The 17,482-nt window shown below is 66.3% G+C and carries 16 protein-coding genes; 9 read left to right on the top strand and 7 right to left on the bottom strand.

The window, feature by feature from the left end; genetic code table 11:
* Positions 1-57: 57 nt before the first annotated feature.
* Both ABZ942_RS05925 and ABZ942_RS05920 read right to left on the bottom strand, forming a co-directional pair.
* Positions 58-453 (bottom strand): type II toxin-antitoxin system VapC family toxin, encoded by a 396-nt coding sequence (locus ABZ942_RS05925; protein WP_357379569.1) that lies wholly within the window; start codon positions 451-453, stop codon positions 58-60.
* Positions 454-455: 2 nt separating this feature from the next.
* On the bottom strand, positions 456-848 hold the full coding sequence (locus ABZ942_RS05920; protein ID WP_357379567.1) for a type II toxin-antitoxin system prevent-host-death family antitoxin: 393 nt from the start codon (positions 846-848) through the stop codon (positions 456-458).
* A 194-nt stretch (positions 849-1,042) separates the two neighbouring features.
* On the opposite strand from ABZ942_RS05920, the gene ABZ942_RS05915 reads away from it, so the two are divergent.
* Positions 1,043-1,744 carry a DUF2334 domain-containing protein gene (locus ABZ942_RS05915; RefSeq protein WP_357379565.1) on the top strand — a complete coding sequence of 234 codons (702 nt, stop codon included), beginning with the start codon at positions 1,043-1,045 and terminating at the stop codon, positions 1,742-1,744.
* Between the two features lie 130 nt (positions 1,745-1,874).
* Here the strand turns inward: ABZ942_RS05915 and ABZ942_RS05910 are convergent, their stop codons facing one another.
* Positions 1,875-3,272, bottom strand: a complete 1,398-nt coding sequence (locus ABZ942_RS05910) for a glutamate decarboxylase (RefSeq protein WP_357379563.1) — start codon at positions 3,270-3,272, stop codon at positions 1,875-1,877.
* Between the two features lie 264 nt (positions 3,273-3,536).
* Here ABZ942_RS05910 and ABZ942_RS05905 point away from each other — a divergent pair, with 264 nt between their 5' ends.
* Positions 3,537-4,901 carry a dipeptidase gene (locus ABZ942_RS05905; protein ID WP_357379561.1) on the top strand — a complete coding sequence of 455 codons (1,365 nt, stop codon included), beginning with the start codon at positions 3,537-3,539 and terminating at the stop codon, positions 4,899-4,901.
* Between the two features lie 21 nt (positions 4,902-4,922).
* On the opposite strand, the gene ABZ942_RS05900 is transcribed toward ABZ942_RS05905, so the two are convergent.
* Positions 4,923-5,567, bottom strand: coding sequence for an MBL fold metallo-hydrolase (locus ABZ942_RS05900; protein WP_357379559.1), 645 nt, complete (start codon positions 5,565-5,567; stop codon positions 4,923-4,925).
* A gap of 130 nt (positions 5,568-5,697) precedes the next feature.
* On the opposite strand from ABZ942_RS05900, the gene purS reads away from it, so the two are divergent.
* Together purS and purQ are read left to right on the top strand one after the other, a co-directional pair.
* Positions 5,698-5,934, top strand: coding sequence for a phosphoribosylformylglycinamidine synthase subunit PurS (gene purS / locus ABZ942_RS05895; RefSeq protein ID WP_150403849.1), 237 nt, complete (start codon positions 5,698-5,700; stop codon positions 5,932-5,934).
* Positions 5,931-6,608: a phosphoribosylformylglycinamidine synthase subunit PurQ gene (gene purQ, locus ABZ942_RS05890; protein ID WP_357379557.1), complete on the top strand. Its 678-nt coding sequence runs from the start codon at positions 5,931-5,933 to the stop codon at positions 6,606-6,608. The genes purS and purQ overlap by 4 nt, the downstream gene beginning before the upstream one ends.
* 176 nt (positions 6,609-6,784) lie before the next feature.
* Here purQ and ABZ942_RS05885 read toward each other — a convergent pair whose 3' ends face one another.
* On the bottom strand, positions 6,785-7,861 hold the full coding sequence (locus tag ABZ942_RS05885; protein ID WP_357379555.1) for a substrate-binding domain-containing protein: 1,077 nt from the start codon (positions 7,859-7,861) through the stop codon (positions 6,785-6,787).
* A 51-nt stretch (positions 7,862-7,912) separates the two neighbouring features.
* Between ABZ942_RS05885 and ABZ942_RS05880 the strand changes: the two genes are divergently transcribed.
* Together ABZ942_RS05880 and ABZ942_RS05875 are read left to right on the top strand one after the other, a co-directional pair.
* On the top strand, positions 7,913-8,344 hold the full coding sequence (locus ABZ942_RS05880; RefSeq protein ID WP_357379553.1) for a MarR family transcriptional regulator: 432 nt from the start codon (positions 7,913-7,915) through the stop codon (positions 8,342-8,344).
* Between the two features lie 931 nt (positions 8,345-9,275).
* The gene (locus tag ABZ942_RS05875) at positions 9,276-9,440 is read left to right on the top strand and encodes a hypothetical protein (RefSeq protein WP_357379551.1); all 165 of its coding nucleotides are present in this window, start codon (positions 9,276-9,278) and stop codon (positions 9,438-9,440) included.
* 911 nt (positions 9,441-10,351) lie between these two features.
* Here the strand turns inward: ABZ942_RS05875 and ABZ942_RS05870 are convergent.
* Positions 10,352-11,347, bottom strand: a complete 996-nt coding sequence (locus tag ABZ942_RS05870; RefSeq protein ID WP_357380329.1) for an alpha/beta hydrolase family protein — start codon at positions 11,345-11,347, stop codon at positions 10,352-10,354.
* Between the two features lie 430 nt (positions 11,348-11,777).
* Between ABZ942_RS05870 and ABZ942_RS05865 the strand changes: the two genes are divergently transcribed.
* Positions 11,778-12,167, top strand: a complete 390-nt coding sequence (locus ABZ942_RS05865; RefSeq protein WP_357379549.1) for a hemophore-related protein — start codon at positions 11,778-11,780, stop codon at positions 12,165-12,167.
* A gap of 164 nt (positions 12,168-12,331) precedes the next feature.
* Positions 12,332-13,627, top strand: coding sequence for a M18 family aminopeptidase (locus ABZ942_RS05860; RefSeq protein ID WP_357379547.1), 1,296 nt, complete (start codon positions 12,332-12,334; stop codon positions 13,625-13,627).
* Here ABZ942_RS05860 and ABZ942_RS05855 read toward each other — a convergent pair.
* Positions 13,579-14,883, bottom strand: a complete 1,305-nt coding sequence (locus ABZ942_RS05855) for a glycosyltransferase 87 family protein (protein ID WP_357379545.1) — start codon at positions 14,881-14,883, stop codon at positions 13,579-13,581. The genes ABZ942_RS05860 and ABZ942_RS05855 overlap by 49 nt on opposite strands.
* Before the next feature lie 275 nt (positions 14,884-15,158).
* On the opposite strand from ABZ942_RS05855, the gene purL reads away from it, so the two are divergent.
* A complete protein-coding gene (gene purL / locus ABZ942_RS05850) occupies positions 15,159-17,453 on the top strand; it encodes a phosphoribosylformylglycinamidine synthase subunit PurL (RefSeq protein WP_357379543.1) in 2,295 nt (764 codons plus the stop codon).
* The last annotated feature ends 29 nt before the right edge of the window (positions 17,454-17,482 follow it).

Below are 17,482 nucleotides of genomic sequence, written 5' to 3'. Positions count from 1 at the left end.
AGGTCGGTCGCACGCCAGGAACTGTCTCGAAGGTAGAGCGGATCCAGAATTCGTGCGTCAGTCGATCCCCGGCATCGCGATCGGCAAGCCATGTTGCCGTGCGACCGTTGCCATCGTTTTGTCGTAAGTAACCAGCGCGACCAACTCGGATCCCAACTGCGTAGCACTGGCCACATGAATGGCGTCCAACGACTTCAGCCCGCCAGGAAGATAGGCAGCAAGGTCGCGGATGCGGTCGTTCACCGGGATGCTCGCATACTCATTTATCATCTCGCGCATCAGCATCGGATAGCTGCCGAGTCGATCGCATTCGCGCACCGACTCGACGAATCCGATAGTGCTGGTTGCCGGTGTAGCCGTCGGGTACTGGTTCAGGAAACGATCGAGATCAGCAGCGTGTTTACGACCGACAACCTTGGTGATGATTGCGGACGTGTCCAGATAGAGGATCACTTCTAGACATCCTCCTCGTCGGCCAGATCGGGAAAGGCGTCTTCGAGGGTGGATAGATCTTCACCTGCGACTATCCGGCGGAAAAGTTCTTCTTTCCGCTCGTCGAGCCTGGCGCTGCGCCGCTCCCATGCATCGACTTTGGCCTGATCGACCTCGACGTTCTTGTACTTGTCGAAGGTCTCGAGCATCTGCCCGACAGTCCGGGCACCGCCCGGCGGTTCGATGATCACTCCTTGCGCCACCAGCCGGTCATACGTGCTCATCTCATCGAACGGTGGCGAGAGAACAGCAATGGTCTTACCGTGTTTGGTCACTTGGATTTTTTCCCCCTGCTCGACTGCCGCGAGTATCGCGCTTGGGTTGTAAGAGAATTCCCTGACAGAAACTGTCCGCATCCGAGCGTCTCCCCTCGATCGAGGGTCCCACGGGCTGAATCGGCGAGCGCCGAGCCCGACAAAGTGCTTACCTGAGGGTACAACGTGTAGGCACAACAGGAAAAGGGATTTCGGCGAGAACGTGTGTCACGGTGTTCTTCGCCCGGTCATCCCGCCTGCACGCCCAGTACATCTGCCCCTGGCACCGTAAATTCATGAACGCTGAGCTGGTCGTATCCATTTCCGGGATCAGGGACACCACTCGGGACGCGGCGATCGAGTTCGCCGCCGAGATGGACCAGCGCGGTGTGCCACTGTCGCTGCTCGTGGCGCCCCGGTTGAAGGGCAAATACAAGCTGGTCGATGATCCGGCGACGCAGGCGTGGCTGCGCGGCCGCCGGGCCCGCGGCGACGCGATCGTGCTGCACGGCTACGACCAGGCCGCGACCAAGCGTCGCCGGGCCGAATTCGCCACGCTGCCAAGGCATGAGGCGCGGCTGCGGCTCACCGCGGCGGATCGGGTGATGGAGCGAGTGGAGTTGCGCACCCGCCTGTTCGCCGCACCACGCTGGGACGCCTCCGCGGGCGCCATCGAGGCGCTGCCCGAGGTCGGCTTCCGGGTCGCGCTCGGCCTGACGTCCATCCTCGACCTGGAACACAATGTGGCACAGAAGGTTCGGGTGTACGGCATCGGCGAGGGCTTCCGTGCCGAACCGTGGTGGTGTCGCGCGCTGGTGATGGGCGCGGCGCGCACCGCGCGCCGCGGCGGCATGCTGCGCCTCGCGGTGTCGGCCGCGCAACTGGAACGTTCCGGCCCGCGTCAGGCCATGCTCGACGCCGTCGACCTGGCGCTGTTCCACGGCGCGACCGGCGCCGTCTACCGCTGGGAACCGCCCGCCATCGCGCGCGCGGCCTGAAAGACGCCGCGGCGTGGTGTGGTCGGGCACCGCGGCTCGTGGTTATCGGCACCGCCGGGCGTGTGGCCGATCGGCGCCGCCGCTCGTGAAATGGCGTAAATCGAGCGGCGGCGCTCCAGCGTCGAACCGGTCAGGCAGGCTCGATCTTCTTGTCCGGCACCGCCGCTCGCGCACTGTGGGTGAACCCGCCGGCTTCCTGCCGGGTGAGCGAGGTCGAAAACGGATGCTGCACCAGCTGTTTCATGCACCGCTCGAAGTCGGCCAGCAGCAGATCGGCCATGTCGACGGTGAAGCCGTGCCGGATCACCGCGCGCATGATCGTCTCGTCTTCCCGGTCGGCCGGTAGCGGATACGCGGCGATCAGCCAGCCCCTGCTGCGCAGCCGGTCCGACAGGTCGTACAGGTTGAACCCGGGATCGCCGATCAGTCGCCACGCCACCGCGGTGATGCCCCGGTGCGGATCGCCGTCGTGGATCATCTCGAACACCCCGAGCTCGCGCAGCCCCGTCGCCAGATGCTGCGCCGCGCGGTAGATGGCGGACTGCACGCGGGTATATCCGGTGCGGCCGAGCCGGATGAACTCGTAGTACTGGGTGATCGCCTGTCCGCCGGGCCGCGAGAAATTCAGGTTGAAGGTGCCGATGCTCCCGCCGAGGTAGTCCACGTCGAAGATCAGCTCGGCGGGCAGGTCGGCTGTCTCGCGCCAGATCGCCCAGCCGACGCCGAGCGGCGCGAGCCCGGTCTTGTGGCCGGAGGCGTTGATCGACTTCACCCGCGGCAGCCGGAAATCCCACTCCAGGTCCGACGCGGTGAACGGGGCGAGGAAGCCGCCGCTGGCCGCGTCGACGTGGATCGGGATATCCAACCCGGTCGACTCTTGCAGCTGATCGAGGGCGCGGCTGATCCCGGCGACATCCTCGAACAACCCGGTGAATGTCTGCCCGAAGGTGGGCACCACCATGATGGTTCGCTCGTCGCAGTAGTCGGCCAGGTCGTCCGGGTGCATGGTCAGGCGGTCGCCGCGCAGTGGGATCTGGCGGATCTCGACGTCGAAGTACCTCGCGAATTTTTCCCAGCAGACCTGCACCGGCCCGCACACGAAATTGGGTGTGCCGGTGCCGCCGCGTTGCCGCCAGCGGAACTTGGCGGCCAGCCCGCCGAGCATCGCGGCCTCGCTGGACCCGGTGGTCGAGGTGCCGTGCGTGCCCGCCGGATCGGGGGAGTGCCACAGGTCGGCGATCATCCGGACGCAGCGTCGCTCGAGCTCGGCGGTCTGCGGGTATTCGTCCTTGTCGACGATGTTCTTGTCCAGCGCTTCGACCATTACCCGGCGGGCCTGTTCGTCCACCCAGGTGGTGCAGAAGGTGGCCAGATTCATCCGGGAGACGCCGTCGAGCATGAGTTCGTCGTGCACGATCTCGTAGGCGACCTCGGCGAAGAGTTCGTGGTCCGGGAAACCCGCCTTGGGCGCGACCCGGCTCATGCCGGGCAGGGCGAACAGGTCGTCGGAGTCTGCGCTGTGGGACATCGGGTGGCCTCCGGAGTATCGGCTCGCGTAGTGGTACCGAACTGCAGTCACCCAACACAATCACACCGAGGCCGATCGAGCAGCCGATGCCGTCGCCGGAAGTCGGGCGACACGGACTGCTCGGTCGACTAGATTTCCAGCTTTGTATCGGTTGGTTTGTGCGAGAGTGAGACAGCGGCGCTGTCGGCCGCTCTCGCCCGGACCGTCCCGGCATTCTGGTGCGCGACATGGAGCGCGACGACACGAAGAAGTGAGGCGCTGGCAATGACCGACGATTCCCGCACTGCTGAGTTACGCGCGAAGGTAGCCGCGCTCATGCCGCAGGCGAAAACCGATCTGACGCAGCTTGTTTCGTTCAAGTCGGTGGCCGACGCCCGCCAGTTCCCGCCGGAGGAATGCGAGCGGGCCGCGCAGTGGGTCGCGGACGCGTTCGTCGCGGCGGGCCTGACCAGGGCCGGGCTGCACGAGACGCCGGACGGCAGCAAGGCCGTCATCGCCGCCCGCCCCGCGCCGCCCGGCGCGCCGACGGTGCTGCTGTACTGCCACTACGACGTGCAGCCGCCGCTGGACAGCGCGGCCTGGCGCACGCCGGTCTGGGAGCTGACCGAGAAGAACGGCCGCTGGTACGGTCGCGGCGCCGCCGACTGCAAGGGCAACATCGTCATGCACCTGACCGCGCTGCGCGCGCTGGGGCCCGACCTGCCGCTGGGTGTGATGGTGGTCGCCGAGGGGTCCGAGGAGCAGGGCACCGGCGGGCTGGAGCGTTTCGTCGAGGCCAACCCGGATCTGTTGCGGGCCAATGCGATCCTGATCGGCGACTGCGGCAACTTCGCCGCCGGCGTGCCGACGCTGACCGAAACGTTGCGTGGCAGCGTAGGTCTCGTTGTCACCATTCAAACCCTCACGGGGCCTTTGCATTCCGGTATGTTCGGCGGACCGTCGCCGGACGCGCTCGCCGCGCTGATCCACCTGCTCGCCACGCTGCGCGACGAGCACGGCAACACCACGGTGGCCGGGCTGCCGAACGATCAGCGTTGGTCCGGCGTGCAGTATCCGGAGGACCAATACCGTACCGACGCAGGCGTATTGCGCGGCGTCGAGCTGGTCGGTGACGGCACCGTCGCCGACATGCTCTGGGCGCGACCGGCTTTGACGGTGCTCGGGATCGATGTCCCGCCGGTGATCGGCTCGGCCGCCGCCATCCAGCCGTCGGCCCGCGCCCGGCTCAGCCTGCGTATCCCGCCGGGCACCGATCCGGAGCAGGCGCACAAGGCGCTCGTCGCGCACCTCGAGGCGAACACCCCGTGGAATGCCCAGCTCACCATCGAACTGGAGGGCATCGGCGCGCCGTTCCGTTCCGGCGCGGGCGGTCCCGCGCGCGAGGCGATGGAGACCGCGCTGGCCGCCTCGTACGGCCGCGCGGCCACCACACAGGGGCAGGGCGGATCGATTCCGCTGTGCAACGTCTTCGCCGATATCTACCCGGACGCCGAGATCATGTTGCTCGGCGTCGAGGAACCGACGTGCTTGATCCACGCCCCCAACGAGAGCGTGGACCCGGCCGAAATCGAGCGCATGGCACTGGCCGAGGCGCTGTTCCTGCTGAACTACGCCGAGCAGCCCGGATAGCTCCGTGCCGAGCCGGCAGCGCTAGAACTCGCGCTGGTCTTCCGGCTCGACCACGGTGAATTCCGTGCCGGCCGGCCCCATTTCGGACAACCGGCCGAAGTAGATGCCCTGCGCCGCCTGCTCGATGATGCCGTAGTGAATGGGCAGCGCGGTGCGCGGCGCGACCGCACGCAGGTAGTCCACCGCCTCGCTGAGCTTCATCCACGGCGCGGCCGCCGGGATGGCGAGCACGCCGACCTGGACCGGCGGCACCCACAGTGAGTCGCCGGGATGCACGAGCTGCGCCGGATCGTCCGGGGTGCCGAGCTGGAACACGGTGTTGTCGACCACCGGGATTTCCGGGTGGATCACCGCGTGCCTGCCGCCGCCTCCGGTGATCTGCAGATCGCCCAGCGTGAGCACGTTGCCCGCGTGCACCGCCTCCCACTTTTCGCCGCGCTGCTGCGCGGTCTGCGGATCGGCGAGCAGCCGGGCGCCGGGGTTGGCGTCGACCAGTGCCTCGATTCGGTTCGGATCGATGTGGTCCGGATGCTGATGGGTGATCGCGATGGCGTCCAGATCGGTGAGCCCCTCGAAGCCGTGCGAGAAGGTGCCCGGGTCGAACAGCACCTTCTTGCCGTGTAGCTCGACGAGGAGGCAGGAGTGGCCGAAGTGAGCTATGCGCATTCCGCCATGTTATTGCGCGACCAGAATTCGGGCACGCGGTGCGGATTTTGGCCGACCCCGAGGACGGCGCGGGCAACAAGCACAACTACGCTGCTCAGGTAACCCCCCACCACCACATGAGGAGCAACGCGTGGCACGAGTCGTGGTCGAGGTGATGCCGAAGGCCGAGATCCTGGACCCCCAGGGACAGGCCATCGTCGGTGCGCTCCCGCGCCTGGGATTCGAGGGCATCTCGGATGTACGGCAGGGCAAGCGATTCGAACTCGACGTCGACGACAGTGTCGGTGACGCCGAGCTCGAGCAGATCGCGGAGGCACTGCTGTGCAACACCGTGATCGAGGAGTGGAAAGTCACCCGGCTGTCATGACTGCCCGCATCGGAGTCATTACTTTTCCGGGCACGCTCGACGATGTCGACGCGGCCCGGGCGGTGCGCCTGGCCGGTGCCGAGGCGGTCAGCCTGTGGCATGCCGACGCCGACCTGAAGAATGTCGACGCGGTGATCGTGCCCGGCGGCTTCTCCTACGGTGACTACCTGCGCGCAGGCGCTATCGCCCGGTTCGCGCCGGTGATGGGTGAGGTCGTGCGTGCCGCGAAGACCGGTCTGCCGGTGCTCGGCATCTGCAACGGTTTCCAGGTGCTGTGTGAGGCCGGTCTGCTGCCCGGCGCGTTGACCCGCAACGAGGGACTGCACTTCATCTGCCGCGACGAGTGGCTGCGGGTGGAATCGGCGTCGACCGTGTGGACTTCGCGCTATGAGGCCGGTGCCCAGATCCTGATCCCGTTGAAGTCCGGCGAGGGTCGCTTCCAGGCTTCTGCCGCTGTGCTCGACGAGCTCGAGGGCGAGGGCCGGGTGGTGTTCCGCTACGCGGGCGACAACCCGAACGGTTCGCAGCGCGGCATCGCGGGCATCGCCTCGGCCGACGGCCGCATCGTCGGCTTGATGCCGCACCCCGAACACGCCACCGAGGCACTGACCGGCCCGAGCGACGACGGCCTCGGCCTGTTCCTCTCGGTGCTGGACACCCTGGTCTCGGCCTGATCGATCGGGCGATTCGCAACCACGACAGCGCGAGTTCTGCGAGCGCTGTTCGCGGCCCGTCTCGCGTTTGAGCTGTCGAAGCGCATGGGCCGCAGGCGCGAGTCTCGACAGCTCAAACGCGAGACACCCAGGGGCCGCGAACACGCGGCGCCGCAGGGGCCGCAAATAGACAGAGCTCAGGTGATTCGGGCGACGATATCGAAGCGGACGCCGTTGGCACGGGCGATGTAGCCGTGCTGGATGGCCTGGTTGCCTTGGAAGGCGCGCTGCCCGCCCGGCGTCTCCAGCAGCACGCCGTGGTCGATCGCGCCGAGCACATCGGGCACCCGCAGCGAGCCCACCGCGTGCGCGAGCCCGGCCAGCGTGTGAATGGCCTCGTAGGTCATGTTGCTGAAGCTGGTCAGCGCAGGCGCGAATTCGCCGTGCAGTTTGCGATAGCGGTTGACCCGGTCCCGACCGTCCGAGGTGTGTTCGTCGATGAAGAAGCTCGACGCGACATAGAAGTTGTGGTTGGCGCTCGCACCGCCCGCCAGTAACACGTTCTCGTCGGCGGCGGGGCTGATCCGCAGCTGCTCGGCGGCCCGTCCGGTCGCGGCGAACTGCCGGTTGAACCGGGACACATCCGCGCCGACCATCAGGATCACCACGCCGTCGGCCTGGTCGAGCGCCGGATGGTTCAGGAAGTCGCCGAAATCGGGTGCACCGAGCGGGACGAATCGCTCCAGCACGACGTCGGCGGGGTTGCTGAGGCTGTTGCGGATGGCTTTGGCCGACTCCCGAGGCCAGATGTAATCGTTGCCGATGATGGCCCAGCGGCGCACGCCGTGCTCGCGTGCGAGCCAGCGCAGGGCGGGCAGTGTCTGCCCCGCCGGGTGCTCGCCGAGCATCAGCACACCGGGTAGTTCGTCCGGTAGCCCCTCGTGCCCGGTGGCGAATAAATAGGGCACCCGGCTGTCGGTCGCCCGGGCCACCACCCGCCGCACCGCGGAGGTGTGCCAGCCGGTGATCGCATCGACCATGCCGGTGGCCAGCAGCGCGGAAACCTCGCTGGCCACCTCGTGCGGCGGGCGGCCGCCATCAATATTCGTAGTACGAATTTCGCGCCCGAGAATTCCTGTGCCCCGGTTGATTTCGTCGACTGCAAGGGAAATCGCCGCGTCGCAGGAGGGGGCCACGATACCGCCTGGTCCCTGCATCGGGACTATGTTCAGGATCTCGATTGTGCCCTCTGGGCTCTCGCCGAACGCCGGCATTCGGTACTCTTCTTCTCGTTAGAGCGAAATTCATGGCAGGCAGGAATAACAATGACGACCATTGTAAGCGGATATTCGACGCTGCATGGTGCGCTGCGTGCCGCGGAACGCGGTTGGCTGCGTCACTTGGACGCCGCACTGTGTGCCAGGCAGCTCACACCCGACCAGTGGTCGATGTTGTCGAATCTCTCCAGTGAGACCGGCATCACCATGAGCGAGCTGGCGGCCAGGTCGCAGCTTGCCCCGTCCTCGGCGACCAGGCACGCGGACTACCTGGCCGAGCGCGGTCTGATCTTCCGGCTGGCGGCGCAGGACGACCGCCGGCGGATCCTGATCGGGCTGAGCCGGCTCGGCGCGGAGTTGGTCGCGTCGGTGCGGGCCGAGGAGGCGCGGGCGGAGCAGGAACTGCGGTCCCGGATCGGTGCGCGCCGCTACACCGAACTGATGCGTTTGCTAGAACTCGTTTCAGCGAACCCCGAGTAGCGCTAATTCAGCGGACGAATGTCCCGAAAGTCCGATCCGTGGTGATTTGCGGCTATCGGCCGCCCACTCGTCAATTCTGTGTGGAATTGATTGACCGCGAACGATTCGGTAGATCCGAAGCGTAAACCTTTCTGATTCGCGTCGTTGACGCGACGGCAACCGTGTGATTGCGATCTGCGCATCGCGATCGTGCTGGCGGTTCCGTCCTCTTGTTGCGTCCTGTGGCGACCTTTGTCGGCCTGTGGGCCGAGTTTCCAATCCTGCGCTTTTGCATAAATCGCGGGACGGATGGTATGGGGATTGTCCGATGGGCCGCGTTCGATGGATTTGCTTGCGCCGGTTGAGCATTCGGCTGGTCGGTCGATCGTCCAATTCGATTAACGAGCATTGGTGTCCAATTAAATTCGCCGCCCAGAACGGGGGTGTGTCGTTGAATTTGCCGACACGCCGAGTCGGTTCGAGGTTTGTTCCTCGACAGTTGGCATGATCACCAACGCTAAGTCATCCATGGATCGACCTACTATCAGGAGGAACAATGCTGCTGCCCGTGGTTGGAAGTATGGCCGGAGCCGCTGTTGCCGCACTGACCGTCATTCTCGGCATCATCATCGCGGTCGTCTAACTTTCCAACCGACCGAGTTCGTCAAACGCCTCCGATGTGAGGCAACGTCGGCTACTTTCTGATATGTCGAGGAAGTCGACAGTCTGAAATCGGCGGTGGCGTCCGCCACCGATCGATCAAATGGTTCGACCTACTATCAGGAGGAACAATGCTGCTCCCCGTCGTTGGAAGTATGGCCGGTGCCGCTGTTGCCGCTCTGACCGTGATTCTCGGCATCATCATCGCGGTCGTCTAGCTCGCTGAGCTGATCGAGATCACGAAGCCGCCTCCGCGTGAGGCGGCCTCGGCCGATTTTATTATCGGCCGCCAATGTTCTACAGTCTCCAATCGGCAGTCGGCGTCATCGCTACTGCTCGATCATTGATCCACCGACAAACAGGAGAAAAAATGCTGCTCCCCGGTGTTGGTAGTTTCCTCGGTGCTGCTGTCGCGGCCCTCGGCGTGATTCTGGCGATCATCATCGCCGTCGTCTAGTCAGCAGCCTTTCAGCTAGCTGAGTTCGTGAAATGCCTCCTCGGTGAGGCGAACCTCGGCTGATTCGCTGTGGTCGAGGCAGCTCGACATCTGATCAGGCTCGACCGACAAACAGGAGGAACTGTGCTTCTGCCCGGTGTTGGTAGTTTTCTGGGTGCTGCCGTTGCGGCCCTCGGCGTGATTCTCGCAATCATCATCGCCGTCGTCTAGCTAGAAACCGTCCGGCCGGCTGAGGTCGAGATCGTGCCGGATGCTCCGCATCATCGAGCGTCCGACTGGAAGTCTCCGAGCAGGCCGAATTCATGAACGCCTCCCGAGTGAGGCTGTTCGACATTCACAAGCCACAAACTGGCAATGATGACCACTGCGCATCGCAGTGGATCAATCCATAAACAGGAGGAAGAATGCTGCTCCCCGGTGTTGGTAGTTTTCTCGGTGCTGCCGTTGCGGCCCTCGGTGTGATTCTGGCGATCATCATCGCGGTCGTCTAGTTTGCACCCGCCCGGCTGGGCCCCTGCCTAGCCGGACAGATATCGAGATCGTGCCGGACGCACTGCAGGCGTCCGGCACGATCTCGTTTCCGGATATAGGTATGTACGAGAAAACCGCACTGCATTCCTGACGCGCCTGCGTGGGTAACTCTCGATGTCGAAGCTCAGAGCACCCCGGCGGCGCTTTTCCCCGAGACTGGCCGCTGATCTGTCGCGCCGCTCGATTCCCAATGCGTATCGCTGGCCTTCATGGCCCCACGCTGTCGGACAACTTCCATACGGCCGCACCCTGTGCGTCCCCACGATCTACCTTGTCCCGCGGGGTGACTCGCGCCCGCCAACGCAAGGAGGACCGGGCGGCCGATGCAACAGGCCGTACCCGGTCCTCCAGGACCCGTCTAGCAGCTGGTCGGTAGCGGTTTAGGCAGGCAAGCCCATGCCGTGCGCGAGCACCGGCCAGGACGCCTTCAGCTCGTCCTGCCAGTAGCCCCACGAATGCGTACCCGAGTCGCGCAGCGCGTAGGTCGCCGGGATGCCGAGTTCGTTCAGCCTGGTCCGCAGGTTCTGCGCGCAGTTGTTGGTGGCCGCCTCGATCATGCCGCCGATCAGGATCTGATTGGCAAGGCCGCTCACGCCCGGCTGGGTGTGCGGGCCGTCCAGGGTGTCATAACGGCCGGGCAGGCCGTTGCCCGACGAAATGTACAGTTCCGTGCCGCGCAGCCCCTCGGCGTTGACGTACGGATCGTTGGCGACCCAATCGGGTGATCCTGTCGGCCCCCACATGTTCTCGTGGTTGGCATTGCCGTATCCGTCGACCACGAATTTCACGAACCGGGATCCGAGCGGGTCGCTGGTCTGGGCGCAACCGCTATAGGCGGCAGCCGCTTTGAAGAGACCCGGCTTGGCGATGGGCAGGGCCAGCACCGTGGTGGCCGAGGTGGAGATGCCCGCGATGGAATTCACGCCATTGGTGCCGAGGGCCGCGTCGATGATCGGCGGCAGTTCCTCGGTCAGGTAGGTCTTCCACTTGTTGCGCCCGAGTACCGGGTCATCCTTGATCCAGTCGGTGTAATAACTGAACATGCCGCCGATCGGCAGCACCAGGTTGACGTTTTTGTCCGCCATGAACTCGCGCGCGTCGCTTTGCGCCTGCCAGGAGGCGATGTCGATCCCGCCGCCCGCGCCGCTCAGCAGATACAGGGCCGGCCGTGGCGCCGAAGTATCCGCGGGGCGCTGGATCTCGACCGGAAAAGTCTTGTCCATTGCCGCGGAATAAACCTGAAGTCGGATATTGCGATTGTCGATGGACTCGGTGTCGGTTATCCGCGAGCCATCCGGTGAAGTAACCGAGGTGGTTACCAGTTTCGCGTCGGCGGCCGGATCGGCCGTGGCCGCCGATACCCCCAATGTTGTCATAGCGCAGGCGATCAGTCCGGACGCCGCGATGGTGGCTACGGAACGTGATCTGCGGGAGTTGTGCGCTTCTGCGTTTACGCTCCAATTCATAGGACAAGCTTTTAGCACGTCGCTCGTACTGTTCGTGCGGCGACACGATGTAATGTCCGAATTACGTAGAACGGCTTACGAACTGGTCAGTTGACATGCGGCGCTATCCGTTGCCGCCATGCGGCGCAACGATGTTCGACGCGCCAACACCTCCGGAAGGGTCCGTTCGGAAATATTCACGGCGATTCGCCCATGTCCGGCAGGCAAAGCACGCTCGGCAAATGCGGCATAAACGTGCACTGACCGGACTCGGTAGGTGGTCTGCATAATTCCTTGGGTACGATCACCGCCGGGGTATTCAGCCCCGAACATCCGATCGAGCTCTCCGAAGGGTGAATTCATGAAGATGCTCAACCCGCGTTACGCCTTCGCCACTCTCGCCATCAGCGGGATCGCCGCAGGTGCATCGTTGTTCGGAACGGGAATTGCGTCCGCGGACATGATCGGCGATCTGTCGCCGCTGCTCACCTCGCAGTGCTCCTTCACGCAAATTGACGGCGCGATCCACACGGAACTGCCGGAGATGGCCGCGCGCCTGGATGCCTCGCCGATGCAGAAGGGCATGCTGAAGATGGCCTACGAGGTCGCGCCGGAAATGCGGGCGAACACGCTGCAGCAGCTGGTCGGCCAGAAGGTGACCAACGGCCTGGACCAGGCGCTGGGCGAGAGCCCGGACCTCGGCGCCAAGATGAGCCGCGTCGGCGCGACCTGCGACACGTACGCCAAGTAGTTCAGCTCCCCCCAGCAGTACCGAGCAGCAGCGCGATGACTTAGCGGATGACTTAGCAGATAGTAGGTGGGCAGGTCGGCGTTCGCGCCCGGCGGGAACGCCACCGGCCCTGCCCTGATCAGCACTTCCGGTGTACAAGATCACCGGCCCCTAGGATCGCAGGCATGCCCGTATCCACCACCGCAGCCACGGCCACCGGGTTGTGCGCGTTCATCGATGAGTCGCCCTCGCCCTTCCACGTCTGCCGGACGCTGGCAGCCGAACTGGACGCGAACGGTTTCACCCGGCTCGACGAATCGGCACCGTGGCCATCGGACGGCCCGAGCAAGCACTACGTGGTGCGCGGCGCCTCACTGATCGCCTGGGCCACGGCGGACGCCGCGGGGGTGACACCGTTCCGAGTGGTCGGAGCGCACACCGACAGCCCGAACCTGCGCGTCAAACAGCATCCCGATCTGGCGTCGGCGGGCTGGCAGCTGGTCGCCCTGGAGCCTTACGGCGGCGCGTGGCTCAATTCCTGGCTCGACCGCGAGCTCGGCATCTCGGGGCGGCTCACCGCCCGTGACGGAGATGCGGTGCGCGAGCGGCTGGTTCGCATCGACGAGCCGATCCTGCGGGTGCCGCAGCTGGCCATTCACCTGTCCGACGACCGCAAGGGCGTCACGCTGGATCCGCAGCGGCACGTCAACGCGGTGTGGGGCGTCGGCGGTGAGCCGCGTTCGTTCCTGGCCTTCGTCGCCGAGCACGCGGACCTCGACCCGGCCTCGGTGCTCGGCTGGGAACTGATGACGCACGACCTGGCGCCGAGCCGCATCGTCGGGCGCGACCAGGATCTGGTCAGCGCGCCCAGACTGGACAACCAGGTCACCTGCTACGCGGGCCTGCAGGCCTTCCTCGCCGCGGCCGAAGAGCCGGGCGCGGCCATTCCCGTGTTCGCCACGTTCGACCACGAGGAGGTCGGCAGCCAGTCCGATCGCGGCGCCCAGTCCGATCTGCTGCCGACGGTGCTGGAACGGATCGTGTTGTCGCGCGGCGGCGATCGCTCCGAATTCTTTGCCGCCCTGGCCGCTTCGGTCTGCGCCTCCGGCGACATGGCGCACGCGACGCACCCCAACTATCCCGAGCGGCACGAGCCCGCACACCGGATCCAGGTGAACGGCGGCCCGGTGCTCAAGGTCAACCAGAACCTGCGTTACGCCACCGACGCCGTCGGGGCCGGCGCGTTCGCGCTGGCGTGCGCGCAGGCCGGAGTTCCGTTGCAGCGCTACGTGCATCGCGCCGATCTGCCGTGCGGCTCCACCATCGGTCCGATGACGGCCGCGGGCACCGGCATGACGACGGTCGACGTGGGCGCGGCCCAGCTGGCCATGCATTCGGCGCGCGAAATCATGGGCGCGGCCGACATTCCGGCCTACGCCGCGGCGCTGGCCGCCTTCCTGACGCCTGCCGTTACCGGGTGATAGGTCGCCACCGCGACAACGAACACCGCGAGGGTGGCGAGCACATAACTGCTGCCGATGAGCTGCTGCCACCAGGCCCAGCCGAGCTCCTTGTCCTCGGAGTGCGGCAGCAGCCACTGCGGTCCGATGATGAACATGACGGTCAGCACGCCGACGGAGCCCAGGAACAGCGGGCTGCGTCGGCCGCGCACGATCGCGTCCGCCGTCACCACCAGCGCGGGCGCGATCCACACCCAGTGGTGTGACCAGGAGATCGGCGAAACCAGCAGCACCACCGCGGCATTCACCAGCAGCGCGGCCACGTTCGCACCCGCGTCGATCAGCCGGTGCATCCAGACGGCGGCCAAGGCGACCGCCACCAGCGACAACGCGATCCAGAGCAGAGTGGCCACCGAGTCCGCGACGCCGAGCCGGAACACCATGCCCTTGATCGACTGATTGCCCGCGAAGTACGGCGGCCCGATCCGGCCGGTGTCGGCGAGCGTGTGGAACCAGTACTCGGCCGAATCACTCGGGAACAGCAGGAAACCCAGGCCGATCGCCCCGATCGCGGAGACGACCAGCGTGCCCGCCGCCTTCCAATCCTTGCGCAGCAGGAAGTACAGCAGGTACCCGCCGGGAATCAGCTTCACTGACACCGCGATGCCGATCAGCATGCCGCGCGGCCAGAATGGCTTGCGCACCAGGCAGTCCAGCGTGATCGCGGCCATCAGGACCAGGTTGATCTGGCCGAAGCCGAAGGTCTGGCGCAACGGTTCGAAGGTCTGCAGCAGCGCGACCGCGCCGATGACGATCGTCGCCGTGGTGACCCGGGGCAGCTCGGGCCGGATCCGCGCGAGCACCACCCACAGGGTGGCGCCGAGGCTGGCCAGCGAGGTGACCACGACCAGCACCTCGGCCACCGGCAACGGGATCAGCGCGAGCGGCGCGAAGAACAGCGCGGCGAGCGGGGGATAGGTGAACGGCAACCCGATTCCGGCGACCGGCGGCATCGGCCCGTAGAGCTCGCCGTCGTCGAGCCAGACCCGGGCGCCGTTGCGGTACACCTGCAGATCGATGTAGCCGGACCACCAGTGGACCAGTAGCGACAGCGCCGCGGACGCGGCGAACAGGCCGATCGCGGCCAGCAGCCAGCGCCGCTGCTCGCGCGACAATGGCACGCGCGCAGAGCTGGTCGGCTCGGCGGGCGCACTGCCATTCAGGTTCTTCGAGGCAACCGGCTCAGCGGAATCCGCAACCCCCGATCGTTCGTTCACGGGCTCAGAGTATCTGTGACCGGTGGTGTGACCCCCGTCGGCGCGCGCGGTCCCGGTTGCGGCCTGTGACCTGGCGCACGCTGAATGCGGCGAACCGGGCGGACGGGAGATGCGGCCCGCTGCCCACCAAAGGTCACGGCTAAACTTCCAGGCGAATCCCCAGCTTCGCGCTCCCGGCCCGAAAGGACCCCTGACATGGTCGGGTCAAGCGCGGAGGCGGTAGCGCAGCGTAACCACGCAGCGCGCCCGATCATGTCGAAAGGACGCTGTATCCCGTGACTTCGCAGGTCGACACCGTCAGCGCAGCCGCAGCAACTCCCGACGTGCCGCAACCCTATAAAGAGCTGGGTCTGAAGGACGACGAGTACGCCCGCATCAAGGAAATTCTCGGCCGTCGGCCGACCGACGCCGAACTGGCGATGTACTCGGTGATGTGGAGCGAGCACTGCTCCTACAAGTCGTCGAAGGTGCACCTGCGCTACTTCGGCCAGACGACCACCGATGAGATGCGGGCCTCGATGCTCGCGGGCATCGGTGAGAACGCGGGCGTCGTCGATATCGGCGACGGCTGGGCGGTCACCTTCAAGGTGGAAAGCCACAACCACCCGTCCTACGTCGAGCCGTATCAGGGCGCGGCGACCGGCGTCGGCGGCATCGTGCGCGACATCATGGCGATGGGCGCCCGGCCGATCGCGGTGATGGACCAGCTGCGCTTCGGCGCGGCGGACGCGGCCGACACCCGGCGCGTGGTCGACGGTGTGGTGCGCGGCGTCGGCGGTTACGGCAACTCGCTCGGCCTGCCGAATATCGGCGGCGAGACCGTGTTCGACCCGTCCTACCAGGGCAATCCGCTGGTGAACGCGCTGTGCGCGGGCGTGATGCGGGTCGAGGACCTGCACCTGGCCTTTGCCTCCGGCACCGGCAACAAGATCATTCTGTTCGGCGCGCGCACCGGCCTCGACGGCATCGGCGGCGTCTCCGTGCTGGCCTCGGACACCTTCTCCGGTGACGAGTCGGGCACCGGCCGTAAGAAGCTGCCCAGCGTGCAGGTCGGCGACCCGTTCACCGAGAAAGTGCTCATCGAGTGCTGTCTCGAGCTGTACGCGGCCAAGCTGGTGGTCGGCATCCAGGACCTCGGCGGCGCCGGGTTGTCCTGTGCCACTTCCGAACTCGCGGCGGCCGGCGACGGTGGCATGCACATCGACCTGGACCAGGTGCCGATGCGCGCGACCGGCATGTCCCCGGCCGAGGTGCTTTCCAGCGAATCGCAGGAACGCATGTGCGCGGTGGTCACCCCGGAGAACGTGGACGCGTTCATGGCGGTGTGCCGCAAGTGGGACACTCTCGCCACGGTGATCGGCGAGGTCACCGACGGTGACCGGCTGGTCATCACCTGGCACGGCGAGACCGTGGTCGACGTGCCGCCGCGCACCGTCGCGCACGAGGGCCCGGTGTACGAGCGCCCGGTGCAGCGTCCCGACGAGCAGGACGCGCTGATCGCCGACAGCACCGACAAGCTGACCCGCCCGAAGACCGGCGACGAACTCCGGGCGACGCTGCTGCGGATGCTGGCCAGCCCACAACTGTGCAGCCGCAAGTGGATCACCGAGCAGTACGACCGCTACGTGCGCGGCAACACCGTGCTCGCCGAACACGCCGACGCGGGCGTCATCCGGATCGACGAGGAGACCGGCCTCGGCATCGCGCTGGCCACCGACGCGTCCGGCCGCTACACCAAGCTCGATCCGTACACCGGCGCGCAGCTCGCGCTGGCCGAGGCCTACCGCAATGTCGCCACCACCGGCGCCACCCCGAAGGCCGTCACCAACTGCCTCAACTTCGGCTCGCCCGAAGATCCCGGCGTGATGTGGCAGTTCCAGCAGGCGGTCCGCGGTCTCGCCGACGGCTGTGTGGCCCTTGGCATTCCGGTCACCGGCGGCAACGTCAGCTTCTACAACCAGACCGGGCAGACCGCGATCCTGCCGACCCCGGTGGTCGGCGTGCTCGGCGTGATCGACGACGTGCACCGGCGCATCCCGACCGGGCTCGGCCTGGAGCCGGGCGAGACGCTGATCCTGCTCGGCGACACCCGCGACGAGTTCGGCGGCTCCATCTGGTCCCAGGTCGTGCACGACCATCTCGGTGGCGTGCCGCCCGTGGTCGACTTCGCGCGTGAGCAGCTGCTCGCCGAGGTGCTCACCGCGGGTTCGCGCGACGGCATGATCAGTGCCGCGCACGATCTTTCGGAGGGCGGGCTGATCCAGACCGTCGTCGAGGCCGCGCTGGCCGGCGAAACCGGTTGCCGCGTGCTGCTGCCCGAGGATGCCGACCCGTTCGTCACGTTGTTCTCCGAGTCCGCCGGTCGCGTGCTCGTCGCCGTGCCGCGCTCGGAGGAGACCCGGTTCACCAAGATGTGCACCGCCCGTGGCCTGCCGTGGACACGCATCGGCGTGGTCGATCAGGGCACGGATTCCATTGAGGTGCAAGGACAGTTCTCCGTCCCCATGGACGAGTTGCGTGCCGCGCACGAGGGCACGCTGCCGAAGTTGTTCGGGGCAAGCGCAGTCTGATGACGCCTGAGGCTGAAGCGGTCTCACTG

Origin of the sequence: Nocardia sp. NPDC046473 (genome assembly GCF_040645995.1) — a bacterium.
Lineage (GTDB): Bacteria > Actinomycetota > Actinomycetes > Mycobacteriales > Mycobacteriaceae > Nocardia.
The sequence above is the reverse complement of the archived record's forward strand: the minus strand, read 5'-3'. Positions and strand labels throughout refer to the sequence as shown.